General features: G+C 72.8%; 14 protein-coding genes. 8 read left to right on the top strand and 6 right to left on the bottom strand.

What is annotated here, in order from left to right; translation table 11 throughout:
• Window positions 1-70 precede the first annotated feature (70 nt).
• From AAHZ94_RS04970 to AAHZ94_RS04950, 5 genes are all read left to right on the top strand, one after another.
• A complete protein-coding gene (locus AAHZ94_RS04970; RefSeq protein WP_349990832.1) occupies window positions 71-760 on the top strand; it encodes a class I SAM-dependent methyltransferase in 690 nt (229 codons plus the stop codon).
• 251 nt (window positions 761-1011) lie between these two features.
• Window positions 1012-1524 carry an SRPBCC family protein gene (locus AAHZ94_RS04965; RefSeq protein WP_349990830.1) on the top strand — a complete coding sequence of 171 codons (513 nt, stop codon included), beginning with the start codon at window positions 1012-1014 and terminating at the stop codon, window positions 1522-1524.
• Between the two features lie 131 nt (window positions 1525-1655).
• Window positions 1656-3497: an asparagine synthase (glutamine-hydrolyzing) gene (gene asnB, locus AAHZ94_RS04960; RefSeq protein WP_349990829.1), complete on the top strand. Its 1842-nt coding sequence runs from the start codon at window positions 1656-1658 to the stop codon at window positions 3495-3497.
• Window positions 3498-3510: 13 nt separating this feature from the next.
• On the top strand, window positions 3511-4284 hold the full coding sequence (gene ubiG, locus AAHZ94_RS04955; protein WP_349990827.1) for a bifunctional 2-polyprenyl-6-hydroxyphenol methylase/3-demethylubiquinol 3-O-methyltransferase UbiG: 774 nt from the start codon (window positions 3511-3513) through the stop codon (window positions 4282-4284).
• A 92-nt stretch (window positions 4285-4376) separates the two neighbouring features.
• Complete coding sequence (locus AAHZ94_RS04950) at window positions 4377-6125, top strand: FAD-dependent monooxygenase (protein WP_349990826.1); 1749 nt, start codon at window positions 4377-4379, stop codon at window positions 6123-6125.
• Window positions 6126-6419: 294 nt separating this feature from the next.
• On the opposite strand, the gene AAHZ94_RS04945 is transcribed toward AAHZ94_RS04950, so the two are convergent.
• Together AAHZ94_RS04945 and AAHZ94_RS04940 are read right to left on the bottom strand one after the other, a co-directional pair.
• Entirely contained in the window at window positions 6420-7811 is a 1392-nt protein-coding gene (locus tag AAHZ94_RS04945; protein WP_349990825.1) for a TolB-like translocation protein, read from the bottom strand.
• A 221-nt stretch (window positions 7812-8032) separates the two neighbouring features.
• Window positions 8033-9028: a GlxA family transcriptional regulator gene (locus tag AAHZ94_RS04940; protein WP_349990823.1), complete on the bottom strand. Its 996-nt coding sequence runs from the start codon at window positions 9026-9028 to the stop codon at window positions 8033-8035.
• A gap of 71 nt (window positions 9029-9099) precedes the next feature.
• On the opposite strand from AAHZ94_RS04940, the gene AAHZ94_RS04935 reads away from it, so the two are divergent.
• Window positions 9100-10692 carry an MFS transporter gene (locus AAHZ94_RS04935; RefSeq protein ID WP_349990821.1) on the top strand — a complete coding sequence of 531 codons (1593 nt, stop codon included), beginning with the start codon at window positions 9100-9102 and terminating at the stop codon, window positions 10690-10692.
• 21 nt (window positions 10693-10713) lie between these two features.
• Here AAHZ94_RS04935 and AAHZ94_RS04930 read toward each other — a convergent pair whose 3' ends face one another.
• Window positions 10714-11352 carry a TetR/AcrR family transcriptional regulator gene (locus AAHZ94_RS04930; protein ID WP_349990820.1) on the bottom strand — a complete coding sequence of 213 codons (639 nt, stop codon included), beginning with the start codon at window positions 11350-11352 and terminating at the stop codon, window positions 10714-10716.
• A gap of 156 nt (window positions 11353-11508) precedes the next feature.
• Here AAHZ94_RS04930 and AAHZ94_RS04925 point away from each other — a divergent pair, with 156 nt between their 5' ends.
• Window positions 11509-12351 carry an SDR family NAD(P)-dependent oxidoreductase gene (locus AAHZ94_RS04925; protein WP_349990818.1) on the top strand — a complete coding sequence of 281 codons (843 nt, stop codon included), beginning with the start codon at window positions 11509-11511 and terminating at the stop codon, window positions 12349-12351.
• 166 nt (window positions 12352-12517) lie between these two features.
• On the opposite strand, the gene AAHZ94_RS04920 is transcribed toward AAHZ94_RS04925, so the two are convergent.
• From AAHZ94_RS04920 to AAHZ94_RS04910, 3 genes are all read right to left on the bottom strand, one after another.
• Complete coding sequence (locus tag AAHZ94_RS04920) at window positions 12518-13354, bottom strand: SDR family oxidoreductase (protein WP_349990816.1); 837 nt, start codon at window positions 13352-13354, stop codon at window positions 12518-12520.
• A gap of 140 nt (window positions 13355-13494) precedes the next feature.
• Entirely contained in the window at window positions 13495-14211 is a 717-nt protein-coding gene (locus AAHZ94_RS04915) for a polysaccharide deacetylase family protein (RefSeq protein WP_349990815.1), read from the bottom strand.
• A gap of 515 nt (window positions 14212-14726) precedes the next feature.
• Window positions 14727-16979 (bottom strand): MMPL family transporter, encoded by a 2253-nt coding sequence (locus AAHZ94_RS04910; RefSeq protein WP_349990813.1) that lies wholly within the window; start codon window positions 16977-16979, stop codon window positions 14727-14729.
• A gap of 369 nt (window positions 16980-17348) precedes the next feature.
• Between AAHZ94_RS04910 and AAHZ94_RS04905 the strand changes: the two genes are divergently transcribed.
• The gene (locus AAHZ94_RS04905) at window positions 17349-18164 is read left to right on the top strand and encodes a TetR/AcrR family transcriptional regulator (protein ID WP_349990811.1); all 816 of its coding nucleotides are present in this window, start codon (window positions 17349-17351) and stop codon (window positions 18162-18164) included.
• Window positions 18165-18345 lie beyond the last annotated feature (181 nt).

The following is an 18345-nucleotide window of genomic DNA, read 5'->3' as shown; positions in this document are numbered from 1 at the left end:
ACCCCTGCGTTCCACAACGAGCACGACCCCGTGCGCTAACCAGCCGATTCCGATCGAGGGTGACCAGCAAATGACCAGCACACACGACCAGCAGCCCGGCACGGTCGGCCAGGAGGTCCTGGACGGCCAGGCCGCGTACCATCCACGGGCGCTGGCCTTCTACGACCTGGTGGTGTTCCGCGGCAGCGCCCCGCTCTTCTGGCGCTGCTCGCCGCGGAACTTCCTCCGGATGTACGCGACCTGCGTCGGGGCCAAGCACCTGGAACTGGGCGTCGGCACCGGCTACCTGCTGACCCGCACCCGGTTCCCGGTCTCCAACCCGAAGATCACGCTGGCCGACCTCAACCCCAGCACGTTGGACTTCACCGCGCGGCGGCTGGAGTTCTACGAGACCACCAAGGTGGTCGCCAACGCGCTGGAGCCGCTGCCGGTGCCGGACGAGAGCCACGACTCGGCCGCGCTGAGCTTCCTGCTGCACTGCGTGCCCGGCAGCCTGCGCGAGAAGGGGGTGGCGATCAAGCACGCGGCGGCGACCGTACGACCCGGCGGCACCGTCTTCGGCAGCACCATCCTGTCCTCGGGCGTGCCGGTCTCCGGGGCCGGCCGGTGGCTGATGAACAACCTCAACGACAAGGGTGTCTTCCACAACTCCGAAGACAACCTGGAGGACCTGCGCGACCAGTTGAAGCAGTACTTCGACGACTTCGACCTGGTCACACGGGGCAGCGTCGCACTCTTCAGGGCCCGCAAGCCCGCGTGATCCCCCCGGTTTCCCGGCACCTCAACTCCCCCCGCGGCCTGACCTCTTGGAACCGCCCGCGCCGCAGCACCACCCCACCGCACCCCGCTCACCCACTGCCAACCCCCGCCCCCACCGCACCGCACCCAACCCACCCGACCACGCAGCACCCAACCCACCCGACCACCCACAGCTCATCCCACCCCACCCCCTCCCACCCGTCCCGTCGCGCCGGCGCCGCGGGACCACCGCACGGAAGAGGACCTGCTCCCATGACTGCACGCTGGTATCCGATCGAGGAGGCCGACGACGCCCTGTTCGCCACGGCGTCCCTCTACCACGCCCGCTCGGTGGAGGTGCCCTACTCGGCACAGGAGACCTGGGAGGCCCTGACCGGGGACGGGGTGTCGAGTTGGACCAAGGGCATGAAGCGGCTCACGTGGACCTCGCCGCGGCCGTTCGGTGTCGGCACCACCCGGGAGATCGAGATGGGCGGTGACTTCACCCTGCGCGAGCGTTTCTTCCGCTGGGAGGAGGGTTACCGCAAGACGTTCAGCGGAGTGGAGGGCACCCGGCCCATCTTCCGCCACCTGGTGGAGGACTACGTGGTGGAGCCGACCGCGTACGGCGCCCGGTTCAGTTGGCGCTGGGCTGCCGAGCTCAACCGGCCGTGGTCCTTCTTCGGATCGGCCCTCGACCGGCTCTCCTTCGCCCCGGTGGGCCGCTCCCACATCGACGGCCTGCCCCCCTACATGGCCGCCCAGCGGGCCACCGCCCACCGCTGACCGGACGGGAGCCGCGACCCGCCGCACCCGCACGGGCCGCCGCCCCGGCCACCGAAGAACCACGGCCGAAGAACCACCACCGGCCGGACAAAGCCAGAGAACACCAAAGAAGCGCCGAAGAAAGAGGACGTATGTGTGGGATCACCGGGTGGATCGCCTTTCGGCGGGACCTGAGCGCTGAACGGGACGCGCTGGACGCGATGACGGCCACCATGCTGTGCCGCGGCCCGGACGCCGAAGGCACCTGGCTTTCGCCGTCCGCCGCGCTCGGCCACCGCAGGCTGTCGGTCATCGACCTGACCGGCGGCGTCCAGCCCATGGTGGAGGAGACCCCGGACGGGCCGGTGGCCCTGACGTACAGCGGCGAGGCGTACAACTTCGTCGAGCTGCGCGACGAACTGCGCCGCCGCGGGCACGCGTTCCGCACCGCGAGCGACACCGAGGTGGTGCTGCGCGGCTACCTGGAGTGGGGCGAGGACGTCGCGGACCGGCTGACCGGCATGTACGCGCTGGGCATCTGGGACGGCCGGGTGGAGAAGCTGGTGCTGCTGCGGGACCGGCTCGGCATCAAGCCGCTCTACTACTACCCGACCGACGACGGGGTGCTCTTCGGCTCCGAGGCCAAGGCCGTACTCGCCCACCCCGAGGTGGAGCCGGTGGTGGACACCGACGGCATGCGCGAGCTGTTCGCGTTCGTCAAGGAGCCGGGGCGCTCGGTGTGGTCGGGCATGCGCGAGGTCAAGCCCGGCACCCTGGTGGTGCTCGACCGTTCGGGGCTGCGCGAGCGCACGTACTGGCGCCTTGAGGTCGCCGAGCACCGCGACGACACCGAGACCACGGTGCGCCGGGTGCGCGAACTCCTCGAAGACAGCGTCGCGCACCAGGTGGTGGCCGATGTGCCGCAGTGCGTGCTGCTCTCCGGTGGGCTCGACTCCAGCGCCCTGACCGCGCTGGCGGGGCGGCACCTGGCCGAGCGGGGCGAGCAGACCCGTACCTTCACCGTCGACTTCGAGCAGCCCGAGGCGTTCCGCCCCGACGAGCTGCGCGGCTCGCAGGACGCGCCGTTCGCCCGCGAGGTGGTCGAGCACGTCGGGACCGTGCACCACACCATCCGCCTGGACCACCAGGAGCTGGCGAACCCCGAGGTGCGGCGGGCCACCGTCACCGCCCGGGACCTGCCGTTCGGCTTCGGTGAGGCGGACAACTCGCTGTACCTGCTGTTCAAGGCGGTGCGCGAACACTCGACGGTGGCGCTTTCGGGCGAGTCGGCCGACGAGATCTTCGGCGGCTACCCGTGGTTCCACCACCCGACGGTGCAGCAGGCCGCCATGTTCCCGTGGGTGACGGCCTCCGGGCTCAGCCCCAAGTCCCACCCGACCAAGCTGATCAGCCCGGAGCTGCTGGTCGGCACCCTGGACGTGCCCGGCTACTGGCAACAACGGTACGAGCAGTCGGTGGCCGAGATCCCGGTGGTGCCTGGCGAGGACGCGCACGAGCGGCGGATGCGGGAGTTCTGCTACGTGCACCTGACGAGCCTGCTCGGGATGCTCCTGGACCGCAAGGACCGGATGAGCATGGCCGTCGGCCTCGAAGTGCGGGTGCCGATCTGCGACCACCGGCTGGTGGAGTACGTGTACAACACGCCCTGGGCGATGAAGACGTTCGACGGCCGGGAGAAGAGTCTGCTGCGGGCGGCCGTCAAGGACGTCCTGCCGCGCTCGGTGGTGGAGCGGGTGAAGGCGCTCTACCCGCACACCCAGGAGTTGCGCTACGTGAGTGAACTCCAGCGCCAGGTCGGCGAGTTGCTCACCGACGACCACCGTGCGGTGGAGTTCTTCGACCACGAGGCGCTGACCAAGGCCGCCCGTGGCCTGCCCGAGGCCGTCGAGGCCGACGAGCGCGAGGCGTTCGAGCGCGTGCTCGACCTGGCCGTCTGGCTCGATGTCCGCCGTCCGACCATCAAGCTCTCCTGAGGAGCCAGCGACCATGCCTGTCGACAACGACGTGTACAACCACCTCTCGTGGTGGGACGACAACCAACCCTTCGCCACCCTGGAGGCGTTCACCCCGCCCCGGTTCGACTACTTCCACGAGGTGCTGACCAGCCGGCTCGGCTTCGATCTGACCGGTCAGCGGATGCTCGACATCGGGTGTGGTGGCGGGCTGCTCGCCGAGCGGTTCGCACGGGCGGGCGCCCAGGTCACCGGCGTGGACCCGTCGGGCCCCTCGCTGGAGGCGGCGGCCGAGCACGCCAGGGCCGAGGGGTTGAGCATCCGCTACCGGGAGGGCTTCGCGGAGAAGCTGGACTTCCCCGACGCCTCCTTCGACCTGGTGTACTGCTGCGACACCCTGGAACACGTCACCGACACCAACCAGGCCATCAGCGAGGCGGTGCGGGTCCTCAAGCCCGGCGGCTACTACCTGTACGACACGATCAACCGCACCTTCCGCTCCAAGCTCGGCATGATCAAGATGGCGCAGGACTGGAAGTCCGTCCGCTTCGCGCCCAAGGACCTGCACGACTGGAACGGCTTCATCAAGCCGGCCGAGTTGCACGCCCTGTTCCGCGCGCACGGCCTGCACAACGAGGACCTGGTCGGGTTCGCGTCCAGCAGGCCGCCGCTGGAGTTGCTGCGGGCGATGCGCAGCCGGGCGCGCGGTGAGATCACCTACGGCGAGTTGGGCCGCAGGTTCCAGCTCAAGGCCGCCAAGGACACCTCCGTGATCTACGGCGGCTACGCCAAGAAGGTCGCCCAGTGAGCACGCCGAGCACCCCGGGCTCCACGGGAGCAACCCCGGTGGAACCGGGCTCCGCACCCCTGACCCGCACCCCCGCGCAGGAGGCTGTGACCGTGCACGTACCAGTACTGATCGTGGGCAACGGCCCGGCAGGGCTGACGGCCTCGCTGGCGCTGTCCCGCTACGGGATACGGCATCTGCTGGTCGGCAAGTACGAGACGAGCGCCAACACCCCCCGTGCGCATCTGCTCAACCAGCGCACCGGTGAGATCTGGCGCGACCTCGGCGTGGAGGACGCGGTGCTCGCGGCGGCGACGCCGAGTCCGTTCCTTGCCAACCACGTCTTCATGTCGACCTTTGCGGGCCCCGAGGTGAGCCGGCTCGACGCGTACGGCAACGGCCCCGACCGGATCGGCGACTACCGGGCCGCGAGCCCCAGCCAGATGTGCAACCTGCCGCAGCACCTGCTGGAGCCGATCCTGGTCCGGGAGGCCGAGCGGGCGCATGTGGGCGAGTTGCGGTTCGGCCAGGAGTTCGTGCGCATGAGCCAGGACGCGGACGGGGTCACCGCGGTGATCGCCGACCGCCGCACCGGCCAGGAGTACGAGGTGCGCTGCGACTACCTGATCGGCGCGGACGGCGCCAACAGTCGGGTGATGGAGCAGGCGGGGCTGGGCGTCGAGGGCCAGTCCGGGTTGGCGAAGGTCGCCTCGATCTGGTTCGAGGCCGATCTGTCGCGCTACTGCGCGGACCGGCCGGCGATCCTCTACATGGGGGCCGTGCCGGGCAACCCGCCCGAGGACGGCCGGGTCTTCGTCAGCATCAAGCCCTGGACCGAGTGGGTCTATCTCCGGTTCTTCGGCCCCGATGAGGAGTTCGATCCGAGCGACCACGAGGAGGTGCTCGGCCACGTCAGGGAGAGCATCGGCGACCCCGCGGTCGAGGTGAAGATCAAGCACGTCTCGCCGTGGCAGGTCAATGCGGTCGTCGCACCCCGGTACGCGTCGGGGCGGGTGTTCTGCGTCGGGGACGCGGTGCACCAGATGCCGCCCACCAACGGCCTCGGACTCAACTCGGCGGTCGCCGACGCGTACAACCTGTGCTGGAAGCTGCGGCTGGTCCTGGAGGGTACGGCCGGTCCCGAACTGCTGGACACCTACCAGAGCGAGCGGCTGCCGGTCGGTGGGCAGATCGTCGACCGGGCGGTGCGCTCCATGCTGGACTTCCTCGGCATTCCGGCGGCGCTGGGTTTCGAGGCGGGGCAGAGCGCCGCGGAGCAGTCCGCGCTGCTGCGCGATCTCGCCGACGACACGCCGGCGGCTGCCGAGCGGCGGGGGGCGCGGGCCGCCGCGCCCGCCCGGATCAACTACCAGGGCAATGCGCACGGCGGGGAGATCGGCTACCGCTACCGGGCCGGGGCCCGGGTGGACGACGGCACGCCCGAACCGGTCCAGGACCGCGACCCCGAGCTGTACTACCAGGCCACCACCTGGCCGGGCGCCCGGCTGCCACACGTCTGGTTGGAGGACGGCCGGCGCCGCCTCTCCACCCTGGACGTGGGCGGGCGGGGCCGGTTCGTCCTGCTCACCGGCCGCGGCGGCGAGGCGTGGCACCAGGCCGCCCGCGAGGCGGCGCGGCTGACCGGGGTCACCGTCACGGTGCGCACCATCGGTGCGGCCGAGGGGCTGCGCGACCCGTACGGCGCGTGGGAGCGACAGCGCGAGGGCGCCGCGGACGGCTGCGTGCTGGTGCGCCCGGACGGGCACGTGGCCTGGCGCGCCCAGACCAGTGAGGCGAGCGCCGAGCTGTCGAAGGTGCTGACCGGCTTGCTCGGCGCGCCGCCGGAGCAGAGCCGCGGCTGACGCGGCTGTTCCCCCGCGCGGCGGCTGACCCTCCGCCCGATGCCCGATGCCCGATGTCCGATGTCTGGTGCGGCGGCGGACGGCGGGTCGGGCGCGACGGTCGCGAGGGAGCGCGAGGGTTACGAGGAGCGCGAGGGCAGGAGGGGGTACGGCCGCCGGACGGTGGCCGTACCCCCGCGCGGCGTCCCGCGCCGGTACGGGCGCTCCGGCGGTCGCAGCGTACGGACGCCGGGGGCCAGGCTCTCTGAGCGTACGGACGCCGAGGGCCAAGCTGTCTGACGAGACGTCAGAGAATCATCGGCCCAGGCGGCGCACGAACACGTCACCGACGCCGTTGGTGTCGCCCGATACCAGGTCGGGCGAGTCGCTGACGAAGGTCAGGGCGCGGCCCGCCCGGTCGGGCTGGACGCCCCAGGAACCGTCGCGGGGCGAGCCCCCGTCCGGCGTGGAGACCAGTCGGCTGACCTGGCCCGTCTCCAGATCGCGCTGGTAGGTGTCCCAGGCCGGGTGCGGGTCGCCCGGGGCGAAGTCGGCGTCGGACGCGGTGAAGTAGACGGTGCGGCCGTCGGGGCTGAGGCCGAGCCCGTAGGCGGTGTGCGGCGGGACGCTGCCGTCGGGCAGCAGGATCAGCCGCCGGATGGCGCCGGTGCGCAGGTCCCGTGCGTAGTAGTTCCACACGTCGGCGGGCCCGTTGCCGGGGACGATCTGCTGCCCCGACCTGAACAGCAGGATGCGGCTGTCGGCCGAGAACGCCAGCTCGTAACTGGCCTTGGCGGGCAGGTCGTCGGTGTTGTACGCGCCGGCCGTGGTCCGCCCGGTGCGGCGGTCGTGCACGCCGAAGGTGACGTACGGCACCGGCCGCTTCGGCGCCGCCTCGGTCTCGGCCGGGGGCGCAGCCGGGGAAGCGGCCCGGGGCCAGGGGAAGAGGGTCTTGGCCTGGGTGGTGAAGGTGACCTGGCGGCCGTCGGGGCTAAGCAGGGACTCGGCGGACGGCCCGTCGCCCTGGCTGCCGTCGGTGGCGACGCTGACCAGTTCGGTGGTGCCGCGCTGCCGGTCGCGTACGTACACGTCGCCCGTGCCGTTGGTGTCGCGCGGCCCGAAGTCGGCGCGCAGCGAGGTGAAGGAGACGTACCGGCCGGCCGCGCTGAGGGACGCCCCGAAGCTGCGGGCGTCCGGGGCGTCCGGGGCCTTGGCCGTGACCAGTTCGGTGCGGCGCCGCTGGCGGTCGCGCAGATAGACGTCGGGGCCCTGGTTGGTGTCGGTCGGTTCGATGGCCGACTCCGCGTCGAAGGCGACGAAGCGCCCGTCGTCGCTGACCGTCAGCCGGCCGCCGAGCCCGGAGGCGAGCGCGCCCTGCGAGCCCACGCTGACCAGGTCGACCGCGCCGGTGCGCAGGTCCTTCGCATAGATCTGGCTGCCGGTGACGCGGGCGTTCGGCACCAGGTTGGTCGCCTCGCTGAAGAAGACGACCGTCCGTCCGTCGCCGCTGATGACCGCGGACCGGGAATCGCCGTTGGCCTGCTGTCCGTCGGCGGTCACGCTGACCCGCTCGACGGGGGACGCCGGGCCGGTCGTGGCAGCGGTGGCCCGGGCTTCGGGCCGGTCGGCCGTCGGGGTGTGGCCGCGGGCGGGTGCGGCGGGCACGGCGAGGAGGCAGAGCCCCGCCGCCACGAGGGTGGTTCGCATCCGGTTCGGTCGCACGGCGCCTCCCATGGACGTGGGTCCCCGGGCGGGGACGGCACCCAGCCAAGCCACCGCGGGCGGGCCGGTCAACGGCGGAACGCGCCACGTGGCCACGCGTACGGGACCCGTGCCGCGTACAGGTCCCTTAGCCGCGTACAGGTCCCTTAGCCGCGTACGGGACCCGTGCCGCAGGCGGCGTGCGAGGTCGGTCGGCTGCCGCTCGGTCAGCCGGCCTGGTGCACGCGGAAGGTGCGCCGGTAGGCGGCCGGTGTGGTGCGCAGCGCCTCGTGGAAGCGTCGGCGCAGGTTGACCGCCGATGACAGGCCCACCTTGCGGGCGATGGTCTCCACCGGCAGGTCGGTCTCCTCCAGGAGGGCCCGGGTGGCGGCGATCCGCCGGTCGAGCAGCCAGCGGCCGGGGCTGATGCCCAGTTGTTCGGTGAAGCGGCGGGTCAGTGTGCGGGGCGAGACCTGTGAGCGAAGGGCCATGTCGGCGACGCTGATGGGCTGGTCGAGCCGCTCGGACAGCCAGTCGAGGAGCGGCGCGAGGGAGTCGGTGACCGGCCCCGCCGTGGGGAGTTCGGCGTACTGCAACTGGCAGCCCTCGCGGTGCGGCGGCATCACCATGTGGCGGGCGATCCGCAGCGCGTACGCGGCGCCGTGGTCGCGGCTCACCAGGTGCAGGCACAGGTCCACGCCGGCCGCGGCCCCGGCGCTGGTGGCGACGTCACCGTGGTCCACGTAGAGCACCGCGGGGTCCACCTGCACCCGTGGGTAGCGGCTGGCCAACTCGGCGGCGCGGGCCCAGTGGGTGGCGGCCCGGCGGCCGTCGAGGAGCCCGGCCGCGGCGAGTACGAAGGCGCCCGAGCACAGGCTGACGATCCGGGCCCCGCGCCGGTGCGCCGACCTGACGGCGTCGACCACCGCGGGTGACACGGCGGCGCCCGCGTCCTGGCCCTGCGGCCAGCCGGGGACGAGCACGGTGTCCGCCCGTTCCAGGGCCGCAAGACCGCCGGTGACCACCAGGTCGCAGCCGGTCTGGGTGCGCAGCGGGCCCGGGTGTTCGGTGCAGGCGTCGAAGGTGTAGCGGGCGGGGACCTCCGGGCCCAGGTCGCCGAACACCTCGGCCGCGCAGGCCAGCGGGAAGGTGGCCTGCGGGGGTTGCAGCAGGGCCACGACCCGGTGCGGCGCCGGGGGCTGCGACGGCGAGCGAAGCGTCATGGCGCGAAAGTACCCCATCACGTCGTTCCGGACACTGGGGCGATCGATTGGTCCACACCAGTATGGGAGCCGTGACCACCTCGAAGCCCCAGCCGCCCGCCCCGCCCGCGTCGTCCTCCTCGCCGGCGTCGCCTCAGCCGCACCCGTCGGGGCCTGCACCGGAACCTGCGTCGACGCAGCCGACGACGGCCGCGGGGCCCGCGGCCCCGCCGTCCCGACCTCCGCTGTGGGACCGGCGCTTCGCGTACTTCTTCACCGCCCGCACGGTCTCCCAACTCGGTGACGCGATGATGCCGGTGGCCGCCGCGCTCGCGGTCGGCGCGCGGTACGGGATCTCCGGGGTGGGTCTGGTCCTCGGCGTGTGGACCGGCACGTTCGTGCTGCTCGTGCTGTTCGGCGGGGTGTTCGCCGACCGGTTCGGCGCGCGGCGGATGATGGTCGGCGCGGACCTGGTCCGGGTGGTCACGCAGGGGGTGTTGGCGGTGGCGTTCTTCGTCGGGTCGCCGCCGTTCTGGCTGCTGATCGCGATGGCGGCGCTGGCCGGTGCCGCGGTGGCGATGTTCCTGCCGGGGATGAACGGCATGGTCCCGCTGATCGCCCGCGAACCGCAGCGCGCCAACGCCACGTTGAAGGTGGCCGACGCGCTCGCCCATCTGCTCGGCCCGGCCCTGGCGGGCCTGCTCATCGCACTGACCGGCGCCGGCACGGTCTATGCGCTCGACGCCGGCACCTTCCTGCTGAGCGCGCTGTGCCTGGCGCTCATCAAGCTGGCCCCGGCGAACCGGCCCGCCGCCGCGCTCACCACGGCCACACCGACCGCGAACGCCCAGGTCACGGACGCCCAGGTCACGGACGTCCAGGTCACGGACGTCCAGGGCGTGGACGCGCAGGGCGTGGACGCACACCCCGCGGACGCGCAGGCCCCGTCCAGCGCCGCCGCGCGCACCGGCAGTTCGCTCCGGCACGATCTGCGGCAGGGCTGGCAGGAGTTCCGCGCCCGTACCTGGATGTGGTCGGTGATCTTGATCTGGGTGGTCTTCGGCGTGCTGCTCTTCGGCCCGCTCGTACCGCTCAGCTCCGAACTCATCGGCGACCGGCTCGGGGCGAACTCCTACGGTCTCGCGGTCTCGTTCCTCGGCGCCGGCACCGTGCTCGGCGGCCTGGTCGCGCTCCGGGTGCACCCGGCCAGGCCACTGGCCGCCGGCGCGCTGGCGATGGTGCTGTACGCGGCGTTGCCGCTGTGCGTGGCGCTGAGCGCCGGGCTGCCGGTCCTGCTCGTCGGCCATGTCGTCGGCGGCGCCGCGTTGGCGTTCTGGTCGGTGATGTGGGCGACGAGCGTGCAGACCCACACCCCGCCGGCGGTGCTGAACCGGGTCTCCGCGTACGAGTTGGCCGGCTCGGTCTCCGGCATCTCGCTCGGCCAACTCCTGGCCGGCCCGGCCCTCGCCCTGGCCTCTCCGCAGCGGCTGCTCCTGGTGTCGGCGGGCGGCTGCCTGGTGGGCTGCGCCGCGCTGCTGGCCACCCCGGCGGTCCGCCGACTGCACCGGGTGGCCACCGGGGGCGACACACCGGAGGCGGCGGACGGCGCATCGCAGGCGGCGGCGGACGGCACGGCGGTGCGGGCCGGGACGCCGGAGCAACCGACCGAGCCGGTGCAGGCGTAGCGCGCAGCGGGCGGGGCGAGGTCAGGCCGGCCCTTCGGGGCCGGGCAGCGGTCGCTGGTCCGAGTGGGCGCGGAGCCCGTCGAGAACGATCGCCAGATAGCGTCGCCACAGCTGTGGCGACTGCTCGCCGGGCAGCGACAGCACGGCGTCGACCATCGCGGCGATCGGTGCGATGTCCGCCCCGGTGACGCCGGCGCGCAGCGCGCCCTGGGCACGGGCCCGCTCCACCAGGTGCTCGCAGTGCGCCGCGATCTCCGCTCTCGCGCGCGCGAGGCCGGCGGCTTCGACAGGGCCCTGCCGGATGAGTTCGCGCAGGCCACGGTTGTGCGCCGCCCGTTCAAGGGCCTGTTCGATGAAGCCGGCCAGGGCGTCGAAGGCGTCGTCCTCCGCCCTGGCCGCCTGGGCCAACGCCGCGATCTCGGCGAGCTCTTCTCTGTAGACCGCCTCCGCGAGCGTCTGCTTGTCGCGGTACTTGCGGTAGACGGTGCCCACCCCCAGACCGGCGTGGTGCGCGACGTCGTTGAGGGTGGCCTGGAGGCCGCGTGCGGCGAAGACCTCGCGCCCGGCCTTGACGATGCGTTGGCGGTTGAGCTCCGCGTCCCGCCGCAGCGGGCGCCCTCCCGTCACAGCGGCTCCCTCGTCCTCACGCTGGCTGCCCATGCACGACTCCTCGTACCGACCCCGACCGAACCGGATATGACCTATCCGGTTCCATGGTACGGTCCCGCTAAGCGGATACGTCATATCCGTATAGCGATTCCGTGGCGCCGGGCTGAGCGCCTGCCGCCCGGGCCCACAGGGGAAGGGGAACCAGGGATGCAGACCGTGGTCATCACCGGGGGAACGGACGGGCTCGGCAGAGGGCTGGCCCTGCATTACCTGCGGCAGGGCGCGCGGGTGGTGGCCATCGGCAGCACACCGGCGAAGGGCGAGTCCCTGCTCACCGAGGCGGCGGCCGTCCCGGCCGGCGGCCACGCCACCTTCCTACGGGCCGATCTGACGTCCGTCGCCGCGACCGAGCAACTCCTCACCGCGTTGGAGAACATCTGCCCCGTGGTGGACAAGCTCGTCCTGTGCGCCCAGCGCTACCGCCTCTTCGGTCCGCGCAAGGTCACCGACGAAGGGTTCGAGCACAGCTTCGCCCTCGCCTACCTGAGCCGGTTCCTGCTGAGCCACGGACTGCGGGACAGGCTGGAGGCGGCGCAGCGCCCCGTCATCATGAACGTCGGGACCCCTGGCGTCCCGCTGGGCCGCATCCACTGGGACGACCTGCAACTCACCCGGCGCTACGGCGGCACCAAGGCCACCTTGCAGTCCTTCCGCGCCAACGACCTGCTGGGCGTCGCCTTCGCCGCCCTGCATCCCGACACCCACATCCGTTACGTCGGATACCACCCCGGCGTCGTCGCGACCGACATGCCCAACCACCTTCCCGCACCGCTACGGGCCCTGACCAAGGCGTCCTTCTCCGTGTTCGCCAGCTCCGTACCGAAGGCCGTGGCCCCCATGGTCCGCCTCCTGGACGAGCCGCCGGGCGAGCGGTTCACCGCGTACCAGAAGAAGCGTCAACTCCCCTACAAGAGAAAGGCGTTCGACCAGGAAGCCGCACTGCGCCTGCACCACGCCACCGAGGGCCTGCTGCGCGGCCGGTCCGCGTAACAGGTTCGTTGCCGACGTAGTGGGCGCCGGAGACCACTGACGATGGCGAGGCCGGTGGGACCCGCCGGGAAGCGCAACCTGGCGGCTCCGACCGAGATCGGGAGGCAGCCCCCCCGCCCGGCGGCCGGGCCGGCCGCGCCCGCCCGACCGCGCCACCCGCCGCGCGTCAGCGGAAGGCCGCGACGTGCTCCGTGGCCCACTGCTCGAAGGTGCGGGCCGGCACCCCGGTGACCTGCTCGACCGTGTCGCGCACCCGCAGCAACTCCGGGGTGACGTCCCCACCGGTGACATCGAGCACCGCATCGGCGAACTCGGCGCCGTACACGGGCGCGAGCCGCGCGTGCGCCACCTCCCGGCTGATCTCGGTGAACCCCACCTCGCGCGCCCGGGCCGCCGCGTTGGGGGCGACCTGGTGGCGCGGCGAGACGGGGGCCGGCCCGGTCAGTGCGTAGGTGTGGCCGTGGTGGCGGCTCGGGTCGGTGAGCGCCGCCCGGGCCACGGATGCGATGTCGGCCGGGTCGATGGTGGGCAGTGCGGTGTCCGCGTACGGTGCGCTGACGGTCGCGTCGGCGCGGATGGAGTCCGCCCACTGGTAGGTGTTGGACGCGAACTGGGTTGGCCGCAGGATCGTCCACCCCATGCCGCTGCCCTTCAGATACTCCTCAACCTGCCGGTGGGCGGCGGCAGGTGCCAGCCGCGGGTGGGTCTGCACGGTGATGGAGGAGACCAGCACCGTGTGCGCCACGCCCGCCTCCCGGGCGGCCCGCAGCAGGTCAGCGTCCGGGCCCAGGTGCGGTACGAGGAAGAGCGCGCGCACACCCGCAAGCGCCGCCGCCCAGGACACCGGGTCCGTGAGGCTGCCCTCGACGGCCGTCACCCCCGCCGGGAAGGCGGCTCGGGTGGCGTCGCGGGTCAGGGCCCGGACCGGCCCGACACCGCTGGCGCGCAACTGGGCCAACAGGTCGGTGCCGATGTTTCCGGTGGCTGCGGTCACGAGGATCATGGCTGGGTGTCTCCGTCGTCGGGTCGCCGGCTGGGCACGCCGTCCGGTCCGGTGACCGGCGGCGCGGCGACGTGGGAGACGCGAGGAGTTGCAGCGCGGTTGAAGTCAAGCCTGCGACCGCGCGCCCGGCCGGGCCGGGCTCAGGAGGAGGCGCGCACGTACTCCCGCAGCTTCGCCGGCTTGAGGCCGGCCGCGTCCGCCGCGGCCAGTACGCGCCGGAGGTCACCCTCCAACTGGGCACCCATGTGCAGCAGGACGACGTCCCCGCGCCGCAGCTCCGGCATCGGCGGGGTCCACGAGCCCCAGGTGGTGAGGTCGTGCGTCCAGGTCACCACGGCCTTGGCGCCGCAGGCGGTGGCGGCGGTGCGGGTGTCGTCGTTGTAGTAGGGCCAGTTGTGGTCCTGGCCGCCCGCCGGTCGGAACAGTTGCGGACTGTCCCCGAAGGCGGCGAGTTGCTGATCGCGGGCGCCACAGATCTCGGCCCGCTGCTCGGCCGCGCTCAGCGTGGTCATGTCGCGGTGGGTGACCGTGTGGTTCTCCACCCGGGCCGGGCTGTGGGCGAGCAGCGTACGGAAGTAGTCCCTGTCCCGCTGGTAGGCACCGGGCAGCAGGAACAGCGAGGCGGGAACCTGCCGGTCGATCAGCAACTTTTGCGCACCGGCCGCGGATTCGGTGTCCCAGCCGTCATCGATGGTGATGAACAGGACCGGATCGTCGGTGTCGATGCGGGTGTGGACGGGGGCGGGCACGGGCGGGGCCGCCGATGACGCACCGGCCACGGCCTGGGCCGGACCGGCAAGCCCGATGGGCAGCAGCAGGGCCGCGAGCACGGCCAGCTTTCCACGGAGTCTCCACATGGGCCACATGATTGGTACAGACCACCCTGCTGTCAATGGCGTAGCCGTGGTGGGCTTCTGCGTCGAGAGGTGCTCTGCCGGGGGGCTTAGCCGGGGCTCGGCTCCCCCACCGTTCGCGGGCGAGCGACCACGGAACGGCCGCATCCCCCACCTCTTGCTCGCCGTCCACCCGTGGGCAACCTTCAGGCAACCCGCAACATTCCTCGCGCGCGGGCGACTTGACCAGATACGTGCCCACGCCAACCGCCACAGCCCCGTGCGCACCCGGGCCGCCACCGCACCAACTTCAACACCCCGGCCCCCAGCCCTCCGACTCCCCGACCCCGGCCCGCCGACACCCGACACTCCTCCCACACTCCCCGCCCCGACCCCGGCCCCGGCCCCGGCCCCGGCCCCAGCCTCCACCCCAAGACCGCACCAAGCCCCGCGCAATCACCGCCCCCGTCATGGGAGTTGAGACTGATTGCGCGGGGCACCCCCCGTACGGTCACACGCCTACGATCACCCCCGTACGCTCACACCCGTGACCGGTCCTCGGCATACGATCCGGCAGCCGCCGATCCCCCCGCAGGGGCGGATGTCGGTGTGGGGCCGCCCTCGTGCAGCCCGATCCTCTGGTGCAGGGCGCGCAGCGGGCGCGGCGCGTACCAAGCGGAGTGGCCGAGCAGCCGCATCGCCGCGGGCACGAGCACGCCGCGTACGGCGACGGCGTCGATGAGGATGGCCAGCCCGCTGCCGACCCCGAACATCTGCATGAAGCTGACCTCGGCCGTCCCGAAGGCGAAGAAGCTCACCGCGAGGAGGCAGGCCGCGGCCGTGACGATGCGGCCGGTGTGGCCCAGGCCGTCGGCCACCGAGGTCTCGGTGTCCCGACCCAGGTCGTGGAGTTCCTTGATGCGGCTGGTGACGAACACTTCGTAGTCCATGGAGAGGCCGAAGGCGATGCAGAACATCAGCACCGTCATGGAGGTGTCCATCGGCTGGGGGGTGAAGCCGAGCAACCCGGAGAGGTGGCCGTCCTGGAAGATCCAGGTGGTGATGCCGAGGGTTGCTCCCAGGCTGATCAGGTTGAGCACCAGGGCGCGCAAGGGTTGGACGACGCTGCCGGTGAACAGGAAGAGCAGCACGAAGGTGGTGAGCGCGACCAGGGTCACCGCCAGCGGCAGCCGGTCGGCGATGGAGTCCTTCGAGTCGACCAGTTCGGCCGCAGCGCCACCCACCAGCGGCTTCGTCCCGGCGGGTGCCTCGACCGAGCGCACCTCGTCGACCAGGTGCTGTGCCGCGTCCGAGGCCGGCGCCAGGGTGCTGACCACGGTCACCCGCTGGGCGTCCGGGCGGCCGAGCGCGGGGTTGCCCGGGCCTGACCGGCCGGCCGTGCCGTCGGGTTGGGCGCCGGCGTAGCTGCCGGCGCTGGTCTCGACGCGTACGACGTCGGGCAGCGCGGCGAGTTCGGTGGCGTACGCGGCGAGCGGGGCCGCGCCCACGGACGCGTCCACGACGATGTGCAGGGCGGCCTCGTCGTTGCCGTCGAAGTGGTCCCGCAGCGCCGTCGCGACCTGGCGGCTCTCGGCGTCCTCGGGCAGGACGCGTTCGTCGGGCGTGCCGAAGGTGATGCCGAGCAGCGGGCCGGCGGCCAGCAGCAGCACGGCGAGCACCGGCAGCGCGGTGAGCGCGGGCCTGCGCATCACCAACCTGGCCAGCCGGCCCCACCGCGGCGCCCGCGCGTCGGAACCCGTCCGCTTGGCCCAGGGCAGTCGGCCGCTGTTGACGCGGTGGCCGAGGACGACGAACAGGGCGGGCATCACCAGCAGGGTGCTGCCGGCCGCGATGACGACCACGCCCACGCCGGCGTAGCCGAACGAGCGCAGGAAGAACTGCGGGAAGACCAGCAGGGCGGCGAGGGCCGCGGCCACCGTGGCGGCGGAGAAGGCGACGGTGCGCCCGGCGGTGCGCACCGTGTGCCGCACCGCGTCCGGCACGCTCGCCCCGGTCGCGAGTTGTTGCCTGAACCGGCTGGTCATCAACAGCGCGTAGTCGATGCCGAGGCCGAGACCGAGCGCCGTGGTCAGGTTGGTCGCGAACACGGAGACGTCCGTGACGCTGCCGAGTAGGGCGAGTTCAGCGAACGTACCGGCGATCGCGATCAGGCCGATGAGCAGCGGCAGCAGGGCCGCGACCACGCTGCCGAACACGACCAGCAACAGGATCAGGGTCAGCGGCACCGCGATGGCCTCGGCCAGCAGCAGGTCATCGGCGACCTGGGTGGACATGTCGGCACCCACCGCGCTGCCGCCGCCGGCCCGTACGGTCAGCCCCTCGTGGGTTCCGGCATGGGCGTCGACGATCTCTTTGGCGTGTTCCTCCTGGTCCTTGCCCGTGCCCCGGACGTGGGCGAGGATCAGCGCCTCGCGGGCGTCTTCGGAGCGCAGGGCGGGATCGTCCCGGTCCCAGTACGCGACCACGTTGGTGAGTTCGGGTTCCGCCTTGAGGGCCGCGACCAGGGCCCGGCCGCCGCGCTCGGCCGCGGGGTCGTCGATGCGGCCTTCGACGGCCCGCACCAACAGGACGAGATTGGTCTCGCCGCCGAACTTCTCCTCGATGACCTTGCCGGCGCGGGTGGACTGGGCCGCCGGATCGTCGTTGCCGCCGCCCAGCAACTTGCCGAAGGCGCCCGCGCCGACGACGCCCAGCACGGCCAGCACCAGCGCGGCGACGATCAACACCGGCCGCGCCCGGCGGACGGCCAACTCGGCTATGCGCTCAAACACGCAGGTCTCCCTCTGTACGGAGTGGATCAGGTGGGTCGGCGGGGAGCCGGTCGGCGCCCGCACGTGGCGCCGGTCGCCGCCCCGTGTCCACGCGGAGCGGCATGACGCCTTCGGGGCCGCGCGGTGCTTTTCCCGCCGTGCGGCGGGGCCGCGGCCCGGTGGTCCCCGGACCAGCGGCGTCCGGTGGTACGCGCCGGTTCGACGGGCCGTCACCGGCCGTCGCGCCGGGGCGCGGTGGCTCGGGCCGGGCCGCCGTTCCCCTGTGAAGGGACGTTAGTGAGGCGTCGGGGAATTTGGCAGTGTTAGATTTTCTTCACAGTTGGCTGCCGGCTGCTGTCGCTCCCCGCTCCGGGGCCGTACGGTCGCCGCATGTCCCTCGACACCCACACCGCGGCCGGTGCCCCGGCGCTGCCCTCGCTGCGTGAGCGGCGCCGGGCCGCCGCCTCGCAGGAGATCGTCAGCGCCGCCGAGTCCCACATCACCGAGCACGGCCCCGCGGGCCTGTCGCTGCGCGCGGTCGCCCGCGGCCTCGGCATGACCGTCCAGGCGCTCTACCACTACTTCCCGAACCGGGACGCGCTGATCACCGCGCTGATCACCAAGGCGTACGACGAGTTGGCGGACGCGGTGCAGGCGGCCGTCGACGACGCGGCGACCGACCGGGCCGGGCCGCCCGGCCTGGTGGCGGCGGCCGAGGGCTACCGGCGGTGGGCCATCGCCCACCCGGAGCGGTTCCAACTCCTGTACGGAACGCCGCTGCGGCACTACGCGGCGCCCGCCGGCGGCCCCACCACCCAGGCGGTACGCCGGATGAGCGGCATCTTCCAGCGCGAGCTGTTCGCCGGATTCAGTACCGCACAACTGGCCGGGGCCGACGCACCCGAGCTCTCCCCCGCGCTCCGCGCCCATCTGGCGGAGCTGCCGCCCGACGGGCTGGGCGAACTCCCGCCACCGGCGACCGCGCTCCTCCTCGGCGCCTGGGGACACATGCACGGCCTGGTCGTCCTTGAGGTGTTCGGACACACCGAGTTCCTCGGGGACCACCAGGCCGAGGTCTTCCGAACGGCGATGCAGACCCTGCTCCAGGACGTCCGCACCCGCATCCCCACCACCCCCGCCGCCCCACCCGCGCCGCGATCCGCCGATGAGCCACCCGGGGCCGGCGGCCGGCCCCACGTCGGCTGAGCGCCGGGCCGGGTGAGCGGTGGGCTGACTCAGTGGTGGGCTGGGTGACGGTGGGGCGGGCCGAGCGCCAGGCTCGCTGAACGGTGAGCTGGGTGCGCACCCAGCGCGGGGGCCCCCCCCCACGCGGACCCCCCCGGCGCGGCCCCCCCCCGCCCCCCCCCCCCCCCCCCACCCCCCCCCC

Origin of the sequence: Streptomyces sp. HSW2009, assembly GCF_040240285.1 — a bacterium.
In the GTDB taxonomy this organism is placed as follows: Bacteria; Actinomycetota; Actinomycetes; order Streptomycetales; family Streptomycetaceae; genus Streptomyces.
The sequence above is the reverse complement of the archived record's forward strand: the minus strand, read 5'-3'. Positions and strand labels throughout refer to the sequence as shown.

Excerpts from the sequence above, each read along its gene's own strand:
- AAHZ94_RS04970 (WP_349990832.1), top strand. The coding sequence starts at position 71 with ATGACCAGCACACACGACCAGCAGCCCGGCACGGTCGGCCAGGAGGTC.
- AAHZ94_RS04965 (WP_349990830.1), top strand. The coding sequence starts at position 1,012 with ATGACTGCACGCTGGTATCCGATCGAGGAGGCCGACGACGCCCTGTTC.
- asnB (WP_349990829.1), top strand. The coding sequence starts at position 1,656 with ATGTGTGGGATCACCGGGTGGATCGCCTTTCGGCGGGACCTGAGCGCT.
- ubiG (WP_349990827.1), top strand. The coding sequence starts at position 3,511 with ATGCCTGTCGACAACGACGTGTACAACCACCTCTCGTGGTGGGACGAC.
- AAHZ94_RS04945 (WP_349990825.1), bottom strand. The coding sequence starts at position 7,811 with ATGCGAACCACCCTCGTGGCGGCGGGGCTCTGCCTCCTCGCCGTGCCC.
- AAHZ94_RS04940 (WP_349990823.1), bottom strand. The coding sequence starts at position 9,028 with ATGACGCTTCGCTCGCCGTCGCAGCCCCCGGCGCCGCACCGGGTCGTG.
- AAHZ94_RS04930 (WP_349990820.1), bottom strand. The coding sequence starts at position 11,352 with ATGGGCAGCCAGCGTGAGGACGAGGGAGCCGCTGTGACGGGAGGGCGC.
- AAHZ94_RS04925 (WP_349990818.1), top strand. The coding sequence starts at position 11,509 with ATGCAGACCGTGGTCATCACCGGGGGAACGGACGGGCTCGGCAGAGGG.
- AAHZ94_RS04920 (WP_349990816.1), bottom strand. The coding sequence starts at position 13,354 with ATGATCCTCGTGACCGCAGCCACCGGAAACATCGGCACCGACCTGTTG.
- AAHZ94_RS04915 (WP_349990815.1), bottom strand. The coding sequence starts at position 14,211 with ATGTGGAGACTCCGTGGAAAGCTGGCCGTGCTCGCGGCCCTGCTGCTG.
- AAHZ94_RS04905 (WP_349990811.1), top strand. The coding sequence starts at position 17,349 with ATGTCCCTCGACACCCACACCGCGGCCGGTGCCCCGGCGCTGCCCTCG.